Here is a 9,886-nt window from a genome sequence, read left to right as displayed (position 1 = left end):
AAATTCATGACCAGCGCAAAGATCAAGGCGATCTTCATGCCGGAGGGACCGGCCATGGCGTTCCCGGCCAGGACCAGGAGAACAGTCAGGGCCGTCATGAGCAATGTAGTGCGAAAAACATTCATGATGATGACTCCTTATGCATTGAGTAAAAGGGTTTGAGGGTTCAAGTGAAATACTTAAACGCAAGCAAAATCTCCAGAGAAAAACACTTGACCCCTTGGACCCTTGACCCCTTATCTCTTAATTAATTCTCTTGGAGATGATTTTTAAACATTATAATCCATCTTTTCCTCAGGTCAAGGCCTTCCGGAGTGTTTCAATGTGGAGGCCGCAGCGATCGGTTCTTCACCGATTGGGTCCGGGACCACGAAAAAACGGATGGCATCCTTGACCTTCTGGAGATCAAAGACGGTATTGATGCAGGGGCCGTAGGGCCTTTCATTCAGGATCCCGATCACCGGCAGGGGGTAGGAATCGGCGATCCCGCTGGTCAGGTCCCTCCTGCAGGCCACGGCAACCACGGCCTGGGGTTTCTTCTCCTCAATCAGCCGCCGGGCGAGGGTCCCCCCCGTGGCCACATAGATATCCAGGCCGTACTGCTCGCTGAGTTTGATCAGGTCGGGGATCTTGCACCGGCCGCAGCGTTCACAATTGCGGATATCCCCGGTCACCCTGGTTCGGCATTCGTTGTACTGGATGCAATGCGGCATCAACAGGAGCAGGCGATCGTGTTTGACTTTGATCTTCCGCGAGCGGACCAACTGATTGTTCACCTCGACAAAGGACTCCTGAATTTTTTCCCTGGAGATCCTTAATAGGGATCCGAGAAAAAGGGTCAGGGGATAGATGACCTTGACGATCAGTCCGCGCATTCGCCAGAGGAAAAAGGCCTCTCTCCCCTTGTACAGGGTCAGCACCAGGAGAAGAGCGCCTGCGGAAAAGAGCAGGAGAAGGGCCATGGACAGGATCATGAAGGACATGAGCAGGGCCATCATGGCGTTGCTCAACCCCACCCCCCGGATCACCCAGGCAAAAAGGCCGCCCAAGATGAAGAGCGCTGCCGCTGCAGCAACCATGAGGGCAATAAAAACCCTCTTTTTCGGGCGGTCTGTTTTAACGTCCAAACTATCTCCCAAGGATCATCCCCTCCCGGAGTTCATGATGGCCTCGAAGAAACTCCGGGCCGCTGACTCGCTTCTTTCCAGGAAGCTGAAGCTCATCAATCATCACGGAACCGTCTTTTGCCGCAATGATCAGTCTCTCTTTTGCGTGCAGAACCCTGCCGGGATCGGCCTTTTCTGCGTAAGGCGTGACACGCCAGATCTTGAGGCTTTTGCCATGAAAAAGGGTGTAAGCGCCGGGCCATGGATTCATGCCCCGCACATGATTTCTAATCCGGACCGGCCCCTGATTCCAATTGATCTCTCCGTGTTTCTTGTTTAAGAGGGGGGTATAGGTGGCATCGGCTTCGGACTGAGAGGTCCTTTCCAGTTTCCCGTCTTTCAAGGCCTTCAATGTCTTGAGAATGGCCCGGGAACCCAGGGCCGACAGCCTCTCCGAGAGCTCTTCAGCCGTTTCCGGATCCTGTATCTGAAGGCTCATCTGCATCAGGACGTCTCCGGTATCCATGCCCTGATCCATCATCATGGTGGTGACCCCTGTCACCTTCTCCCCGAGAACAATGGCCGTGGTGATGGGAGATGCGCCCCGGTACTTTGGGAGGAGCGAGGCATGGATATTGATGCACCCGAGGGGAGGGATTTCCAAAATCTCCGGAGGCAGGATCCGGCCGTAAGCGGCAACCACAATCAGGTCGCATGACGCCTTTTTGAGGGTATGAACCAGACCGGGATCATTGATTTTTTCCGGCTGTATGCAGCGGATACCATAATGGATTGATTCCTCCTTGACAGGCGATGCCGTAAACATTAATCCGCGCCCGGCCTTTCTGTCCGGCTGGGTGACCGCCAGGACCACGTCCTCGGTTTCACAAAGAACACTCAGCGGCAGGACAGCAAAGGAGGATGTTCCCATAAAGATGATCCGTAACGGTCTTTTAAATTTTTCGTTCATCTTTGTGGAGAAACCCTGTGTGAGTTGAGGAAATGAGCGTACAGAAAGAATGGAACCTCATAAAAAAAATGAGACCTGATTAATACTGATGGTCTCCTAAAAAGTCTTATTTCCCCTCCCCTGGTGGGAGGGGATGAAGGGGAGGGGGTATAACAGGCTGAATTCACATCATTTTCCACCCTCACCCTTGCCCTCTCCCATTAGAGACTGTGTCATAATCCCTGCGGGGAGCGGTAGTACTGCATCTTGTCACATCAAAATGGAGAGAAGGACCAAAGCCCGCATCCTCGTCCGGATTCCAGGCTGTTTCTCGCCCTCTTTTGCCCCCCGTCAGCAGGTTGGTAAAAACATCGGGGGGATTACACCCCCACCGTGGCAAGTTTGGCGATCATCGCCGGAACACCTCCCAGGATTGTGATCATCCGGGCGACATTGAAACAAACGGCCGCAATCGAAATCTCAGCGCCCGCTCCTTTCAGGCCGCGAAGCAGGAAGCCCGTGATCCCCAGATTCCGCTTGACGTGGCCAAAGGGATGCTCGGCGCAGGCCTTGCGGCGGGCGTAAATCTCCTGGGATTCGGGCTGCTCATATTGCCGTTCCAGTTTCTCCTTGATCTCCTCGTTGGCTAACCGGACAATCTTTCGGCCCTTCTTGGCTTTCGTGCAGACTCCGAAGTTCCGACAGGATAGGCAAAGGGCGGCATCCACAATACGATAGAGAAGCTTCTTCCCGTGGGCATCTTTTCCTTCATAGGACAGTTTGTGCCCCTCCGGACAGGTGTAACAATTGCCTTCCTGATCATAGGTAAAGACCCTTTTGCTCCATGAGTTTTCCTCCTCGTGCAAGGCCTGGCGTTGGGAGGGCACGATCACTTTCGTGCCTCGCTGATCGATAATCGAAAGTTCCTCCGTGTCGGCATAACCCGCATCCGCACAAGCCACATCACAGGTCTTCCCCAAAACCGCTTCCGCCTGAACGATCTGCTTACAAAATTGGTTGACATCGCTTCCCTCACGAACCGCATCCACCGAAACGATCAAACCGTGTCGGTCGTCAACCACACTCTGTACATTATAACTGGCGTGTGACCCTTGCACGCTCTTCATCAGGGCGCTCTCCGGATCGGTCAAATTGATGGTCCGTTCCTTTCCATTCCGGGTCTTTGTGCCATGCTCCCGAAATTCCTCAAGCACTCCTTCCACCCGCTTCTTCAAGCTTTCCGCATGGGTGAGATCCTTGTCCATCTTCACCAAGGACCCCAGATCTCCCTCCTGATCATCGAGATCCTCACATTCCCGAAGCAACTGATCAATCCGATCGTCCAGATGCTTGAGTCTCTTGCGGTACCAAGCCTCCGTATGGTTCTGCCCGCGCCCCGCATTCGCCCGAATCTTCGTCCCATCCACAAAGAGCACATTCCCCTCAATCAGATTCAGCCTCATGCAGAGTCTCGCACAAAGTCTTAAGGCCTTCTTGAGCCCATCCTTGTGCTCCCGACGAAACTCGGAGATGGTCTTGTGATCCGGCGTCAGCCTCCGCATCAGCCACATAAAGGCCACGTTATTATACGTCTCCCGCTCCAGCTTCCGGGAACTCTTCACCCCATACGAATATCCAAAGATCAGAAGTTTCAACATGCGCCGGGGGTCATACTCGGAATTCCCCACTTGATGGTCGTTCAACGTGATCCCCAACTTGCTAAAATCCAGGGCATCGACAAAGGCGTCGTAGGCTCGAACTGGATGATCGAGAGAAACATATTCGTCCAGGGTCTGGGGGAAAAGTACCGCTTGATGCACGTCTTCTCCGTATCGATAGGCCATAGCGCTCTCCTTTCTTAGGAGAAGATTATACCAAATCGATCCGATGCCGTCTTGAAAAATCGAAACCTCCCTCTTGAAAAAATAACCTGGCTGTGGCCACAAGAAGCCTGCCTCGTCCCCCTGACCTCCTTGAATTGTGACACAGTCTCTTAAGGGAGAGGGCAAGTTTTGGACTTTTTACGAAGCCGTCAATATTGGTAAACGCCCTGCCGGATCGCCTTCTTGATCTTCCGTTTGATCATGTCCCTTTTCATCGGAGGGAGCCGGTCAATAAAAAGCATGCCGTTTAAATGGTCCAGTTCATGCTGAACGGCCCTGGCAAGGAGGCCTTCAGCACGGATGGTCATTTCTTTTCCCTCCCTGGTCATATAGCAGACCTGAACGAACCGGGCCCTTTCCACATCTCCGGTAAAGTTGGGGACGCTCAGACACCCCTCCTCATAGCTTTCTTCCCCTTCACGTGACAGCACCTCAGGATTGATCATCACCATCAGGGAATCGGCCTTTTTGCCGGAACTCACGTCTATGACGGCAATCCTTTTCAGCACCCCGACCTGATTGGCGGCAAGCCCCACACCGGGCGCCGCATACATGGTCTGTATCATATTGGCGATCAGTTCCCGGATCTCATCCGTGATCGTCTCCACAGGTTTTGAGACCTTTCTCAGGATTTCGTCCGGATAATGCAGAATGGGAAGAATCCCCATGAAAATAATCCCTTATCTGATCTCGATCCCTCTATTCAGGCCCTGGATAAAACCGCATAAAAATTAATTTTTCAGGCGCCTCTAAGATGGTTATCATTATAGACAAAGTACCATGGTATGGCAAGTGAAAACTCGGCAAGGGGAAACATTCACGGCCCGGATGGGGCAAAATGCTTTTGTTCCACCGCGTCCGGAAAAAAGAGGGATTCCCCGGCGATCTTGTAGGAGGCGATCAGACTCTGCGCCTCGGGCGACAGGATCCAGTCAATGAAGCGCATGGCCTCTTTGTAATGGACATGGGGAAAGCGCTTGGGGTTCACGGCCATGATCCCGTAAGGATTGTGCAATACCGGATCTCCCTGGAAGAGGATAGGGAGATGGATCCTCTCCCGGTAGTTCAGGTAGGTCCCCCGGTCCGAGAGGGTGTAGGCCTGTTTTTCTTCGGCTATCCGGAGTGTCGAAGCCATGCCTGAGCCTGCTTCCACATACCATCCCTCCCCTCCGGGGTTCACCCCTGCCTTGCTCCATATGGCCAGTTCCTTGAGATGGGTCCCGGACTGGTCTCCCCTGGAGATGAAGGACGCCTTCTGTTTTGCAATGTTCTGAAAGGCATCCATGGCCGTGTGCGCATCCTTGACTCCCGCGGGATCGGATGACGGACCGAGGACCACAAAATCGTTGTGCATGACCGGACGCCGGTTGACGCCGAAACCTTTTTTAACAAACTCTTCCTCGAGCTCCGGGGCATGGACGAAGACCAGGTCCGCATCCCCACGCTCCGCGATCTTAAGGGCCTGCCCCGTGCCCACGGCAATCAGATCCACCTTGATCCTCCCCTCCTCGGCCTTCTCAAAAGCCGGCAGTAAAACATCCAACAGTCCGGAGTTCTGGGTGCTGGTGGTGGATGCCATTCGGATCCGGACGGCATCCTCGGCGGATAATGGAGACCATGGCATAGAAAAAAGGATCAAGGCGCCGATCCAAAACAATGCGATTCTTTTCATATCCATTCTCCTCTGATGAATTGACGGCTGAGATCCTCCTTCGGATGTTCAAAAAAAGTCCGGGTATCCGCGTTTTCCACGACCTTTCCCGCATAAAGAAAGACGACCCGGTCGGAGATCCGTTGAGCCTGAAAGAGATTGTGCGTGGCCAGAAGGATGGTGGTCCGGCCCTGTGACTTGATTTCAAGAATGGTCTCCTCCACCTTCCTGGAGTTGTAAGGGTCCAGGTTGGCCGTGGGTTCATCCAGAAAAAGGATCCTTGGCCGGACGGCCAGGGCCCGTGCCAGGGCCACACGCTGGGCTTCCCCGGCAGAAAGGGTGTGCGCCTCCCGCCCGGCAGAGTCCGACATCCCCACCAGATTCAGGACCTCTCCTACACGCTGCCGTATCTCCTCCCCCGGCGCCTGACGGAGCTTCAGGCCGTAGGCGACATTGCCATAGACCGTAGTCTTAAACAGGGCAGGCCGCTGAAAGACCATGGTGATCTCTCTTCGAATGATATTCCTGTTCCGAGCCTCTTCTTTGAATCCGTTGAAACGGACGGATCCCTCCGTCGGCTCTTCAAGGAGGTCGAGGATCCTGAGCAGGGTGGTCTTCCCGGCCCCGTTGGGACCCAGCAGGGCATGAACCTTACCGGCCTCGAGATCAAGAGTGCACCCGGAAAGGACTTCGCTCCCTTGATAACTTTTCCTGAGGTTTTGGATCTGCAAGGCATAGGTCATCATTTAATCCATAAAAAGATCCGCTCCGGGGGCAAGCCGCCTAACCCTTCCCCTGCAAGAGATGCAGCCCCATGTTCACCAGGAAGGCAAGCATCAGAAGTATCATCCCCAGGGCCAGAGCCAGTTCAAAGTTCCCCATGCCGGTCTCGAGGACCATGGCCGTGGTCATGGTCCGGGTTGAACCGGTGATGTTCCCCCCGACGATCATGACGGCGCCCACTTCTCCGATGGCCCTGCCGAAACCGGCGATCACGCCTGACAGAATGGCATACCGCGATTCCCGAAGGAGAGCAAATCCCTGATCCAGGGCGCCCGCCCCCAGGGATTTGGCCGCATCCCGGATCAGGGGATCCACGCCCCCCACGGCCGCGTGGGTCAGGGCCGCAATGATCGGAGTGACCAGGATCGTCTGTGCAATGATCATGGCCGCCGGGGTGAAGAGAAGCCCCAACACGCCGAACGGGCCGCTTCGTGAAAGCATCAGGTAGACCGCAAGACCCACCGCCACCGGAGGCAGACCCATGAAGGTGTTGAGGAGCGTGACGATCATGTCCCGGGCGGGAAAGCGCCTCAGCCCGACCAGAGACCCCAAAGGGATTCCGATGAATGCTCCGAGAAGCACAGAGGCGCCGGAAACCCTGAGGGAAAGGAGAACGATCTCAAGAAGAGACCGGTCCATAGAGAGGATCAGCCGTATCGCGTCTTGAATCCCGCTGGATAAAACAACCATAAACCCAACGATTAAAAGAAAAGCCCCCCGAAGCGGGCCTATCATTTTTTCAGTCAGACCCCGGATCAACCATCGGGGGAGATAGCGGAGTGAGAATGACGTCTTAAGCGGAGAAATTCCCGGGTATGCTCTCCCAGAATCACGTTAGGATCCGCTTCGAGCGACACGAGATCCGCATGGGTGTCGATATCCGTCCATGCAGGCAGGATCTTGATCCTGAGTCCGAGCCTTCCGGCATGGGTGAGCATCTGATCTCCGACCGTATCCCGGCCCATGACCACACCCTGATAGATCCCGACGGCAGGCTGGGAAAGCGACAACAGATAATAGCCTCCGTCTTTTGTCTGGCCGAATCCCATGTCGTATTCTCCAAGCAGCCCAAAGGCCGCTTCAATGTGCTCTGCCCGGATCTGCGGGGTATCCGTCCCGATCTGAACGATTCTGGTGTGCCCTCTTCTGAAGGCCTCTTTCACGGAATGAGCGCAGCGTTCGGTGAAGTCGGCCCCCTTCTGGGGGAGCAGGATGAACCCGGCCGGTACAATCTCCCTGAAAAAAAAGACCGCCTCCGGCGGATCAAAAAAAAGGTAAGGGACCGCATCCCGCGCCTTGGATGCCGCGAGCAAGGTGTCCCGAATGAAACAGAGATAAAGATCCGCTGCCTCCGAGGGAGACCAGGGAGGGCACATCCTTGTCTTTACAAAACCCGGCCGGGGTTCCTTGGCAAAGATCAGTATGGATCGAGGCTTCATGAAAAAGATCAGGCTTTGGGTTCCGGGCCGGTTTTTGCAGGTTCCTGTTCCGGACCGGCCGCTTTTTGCTCAACGCCGGAGGGTGTCTCAGTCTGTAACGGCGGCGACGCTAAGGCAGCCGTCTCCTTGGGTATGGCGGCCGACTTGCCGGCCGCTTCACCCTTTTCGTTCTTCTCGCTCTCCATATCCATGGCATTCTTGAATTCATGGGAGGCTTTTTTGAACTCCGCAAATCCCTTTCCCAAGGATCTGGCCAATTCCGGAAGTTTCTTGGGACCGAAGATAATCAGGGCCACGACAAGAATGACCAAGAGCTCCGGCATCCCGACTCCAAACATATTTTTCTCCTTTTAAAAACCATCCGATATGCGTTTTAATACTATGCGCCCGTGGGAAATTTGTCAAGGTGAAACGACTTGATGGGTGTTCGTTGATTCCCTTTGCCGGTCTGCGCCGCGTCCGCGGCAGGCAGGCCGGTAAAGCAAAGATGCCCCTTGAAGGGAGATGAATTCGTGGTGAAAGGCCGGGGGGATACTGATCCCTCTTCCTGAAGAGGCGCAGTCATTTCCGAGAAAATCAACCGGAATTTCGCCTTGAGGCGCCCGATCGAGCTTGATTCCGGCGGGTCCTTTGGTTTCCTCCGGATCGGAAAGGTTTTGAATGCCTCTGAAGCTGCTGTTCGTTTCTTCGCCTTTTTTGAGGAGGCGGTTTGATGACAGGGACAAAGAAGGACTCGTCAGGCCTCATGGCTGGAATTTTTTGTCCGAGCAGATTCTCGATTTCTTCCAAGGAATAGACATATTCCTCACAAGCCAGGCTGATCGCCTTGCCTGAAGCGCCGGCCCGAGCGGTCCTGCCGATTCGGTGCACATAATCTTCCGGATCCTGAGGCAGATCGTAGTTGATCACATGGGTGACCCCTTCGATATGAAGCCCGCGGGATGCCACGTCGGTCGCCACAAGGATGGGAAGGCGGCCTTCCTTAAAGTCTCTCAGAATCTTCAATCGTTTAGGCTGCGGGATATCTCCGGTGATGGCGCCGGTCTTGTACCCGTTGGCATTCAGCAACCGAGTGAGCCGGTCGGCCACCACCTTGGTATTGATAAAGATAAGAATCCGCTTCGCCCCCTCGTGACGCAGCAAACCGAGAAGAAAGGAAAGTTTCTCATCCTTTCCCACATGGTAGAGCGTCTGCTCTACATGTTCCGCCGTGATCCGTTCTTTTGAGACTGAAAGCTTCACCGGAAGGTTCATGTGTTCATACGCGAGTTCCATGACCCGGTAAGAAAGCGTGGCGGAAAAGAGCATGGACTGGCGTTTTGAATAGGGGGGAAGCCTCCGAAGCAGGAATCGAAGGTCCTTGATGAATCCCATGTCGAACATCCGGTCGGCTTCGTCTATAACCAGGATCTCCGTGTTTTTCAGGTTAAAGACCCGCTGTTTGAAATAGTCAATAAGCCTGCCGGGGGTCCCTACCAGAATGTCCACCCCTTTTCTTAGCTCTTCCCTTTGCTTCTGATAATCAACGCCGCCATAAACGGCCATCATGGAAAAATCGGTAAACCGGCCGAGCAGTTTTGCTTCTTCATAGATTTGGACCGTCAGTTCCCGGGTGGGCGCTATAATAAAGGCACGCGGTGACGCCCCTGGTTGTCTCTTGTGCTCATGCTCCAAAAGCCTGGTAAAAATGGTGATCAGAAAAGCGGCGGTCTTGCCGGTGCCGGTTTGTGCCTGTCCAGCGACATCCCGGCCCCTGAAGGAGAACGGAAAGACCTGCTCCTGAATAGGGGTGCAATGGGTAAAGCCCACCGCATCGATTCCTTTGATGACAGATTCGGGAAGGTTCAGCGACGAGAAGAGGAGTCCGGATGTCTGCATAGATACTGTTAAGTTTTAAAATCGGGTTTCAAATCAGAAAATCAACCTATTTATATTCTTTTTATAAAGTGTTGTCAAGGCGCTTGTTCCGCCCAATTTCCGCGATAGAAATGACCGCACCTCTTTGTGCAGGACTTCAGACCTGTTTTTTTGCAGATCTTGAGTAAGAGACCCGTATGATAGAGGGGGATTCCCCT

11 protein-coding genes are annotated in these 9,886 nt (G+C 54.2%); all 11 read right to left on the bottom strand.

Going from position 1 to position 9,886, the window contains the following annotated elements; all coding sequences use genetic code 11:
- Positions 1-299 precede the first annotated feature (299 nt).
- The 11 genes from AUK29_09610 to AUK29_09560 all read right to left on the bottom strand — a co-directional run bounded on the left by AUK29_09610 (position 300) and on the right by AUK29_09560 (position 9,689).
- A complete protein-coding gene (locus AUK29_09610; protein ID OIP61935.1) occupies positions 300-1,139 on the bottom strand; it encodes a hypothetical protein in 840 nt (279 codons plus the stop codon).
- Positions 1,129-2,076, bottom strand: coding sequence for a methionyl-tRNA formyltransferase (locus tag AUK29_09605; protein OIP61934.1), 948 nt, complete (start codon positions 2,074-2,076; stop codon positions 1,129-1,131). Before AUK29_09605 ends, AUK29_09610 begins: the two co-directional genes overlap by 11 nt.
- Before the next feature lie 359 nt (positions 2,077-2,435).
- Positions 2,436-3,899 carry a transposase gene (locus AUK29_09600; GenBank protein OIP61933.1) on the bottom strand — a complete coding sequence of 488 codons (1,464 nt, stop codon included), beginning with the start codon at positions 3,897-3,899 and terminating at the stop codon, positions 2,436-2,438.
- 188 nt (positions 3,900-4,087) lie between these two features.
- Positions 4,088-4,606: a peptide deformylase gene (locus AUK29_09595; GenBank protein OIP61932.1), complete on the bottom strand. Its 519-nt coding sequence runs from the start codon at positions 4,604-4,606 to the stop codon at positions 4,088-4,090.
- Between the two features lie 149 nt (positions 4,607-4,755).
- Positions 4,756-5,616: a hypothetical protein gene (locus AUK29_09590; GenBank protein OIP61931.1), complete on the bottom strand. Its 861-nt coding sequence runs from the start codon at positions 5,614-5,616 to the stop codon at positions 4,756-4,758.
- Positions 5,607-6,332 (bottom strand): hypothetical protein, encoded by a 726-nt coding sequence (locus AUK29_09585; protein OIP61930.1) that lies wholly within the window; start codon positions 6,330-6,332, stop codon positions 5,607-5,609. Before AUK29_09585 ends, AUK29_09590 begins: the two co-directional genes overlap by 10 nt.
- 40 nt (positions 6,333-6,372) lie before the next feature.
- Positions 6,373-7,062 (bottom strand): tungstate transporter permease, encoded by a 690-nt coding sequence (locus AUK29_09580; protein ID OIP61936.1) that lies wholly within the window; start codon positions 7,060-7,062, stop codon positions 6,373-6,375.
- A 65-nt stretch (positions 7,063-7,127) separates the two neighbouring features.
- The gene (locus AUK29_09575) at positions 7,128-7,811 is read right to left on the bottom strand and encodes a hypothetical protein (GenBank protein ID OIP61929.1); all 684 of its coding nucleotides are present in this window, start codon (positions 7,809-7,811) and stop codon (positions 7,128-7,130) included.
- Positions 7,812-7,819: 8 nt separating this feature from the next.
- The gene (locus AUK29_09570; GenBank protein ID OIP61928.1) at positions 7,820-8,149 is read right to left on the bottom strand and encodes a hypothetical protein; all 330 of its coding nucleotides are present in this window, start codon (positions 8,147-8,149) and stop codon (positions 7,820-7,822) included.
- A 41-nt stretch (positions 8,150-8,190) separates the two neighbouring features.
- Positions 8,191-8,391, bottom strand: a complete 201-nt coding sequence (locus tag AUK29_09565) for a hypothetical protein (protein ID OIP61927.1) — start codon at positions 8,389-8,391, stop codon at positions 8,191-8,193.
- On the bottom strand, positions 8,388-9,689 hold the full coding sequence (locus tag AUK29_09560) for an RNA helicase (GenBank protein OIP61926.1): 1,302 nt from the start codon (positions 9,687-9,689) through the stop codon (positions 8,388-8,390). Before AUK29_09560 ends, AUK29_09565 begins: the two co-directional genes overlap by 4 nt.
- Between the last annotated feature and the right edge of the window lie 197 nt (positions 9,690-9,886).

It is taken from the genome of Nitrospirae bacterium CG2_30_53_67 (assembly GCA_001873285.1).
In the GTDB taxonomy this organism is placed as follows: domain Bacteria; phylum CG2-30-53-67; class CG2-30-53-67; order CG2-30-53-67; family CG2-30-53-67; genus CG2-30-53-67.
Note: the sequence above shows the minus strand (reverse complement) of the source record. Positions and strands in the feature narration are given on the sequence as shown.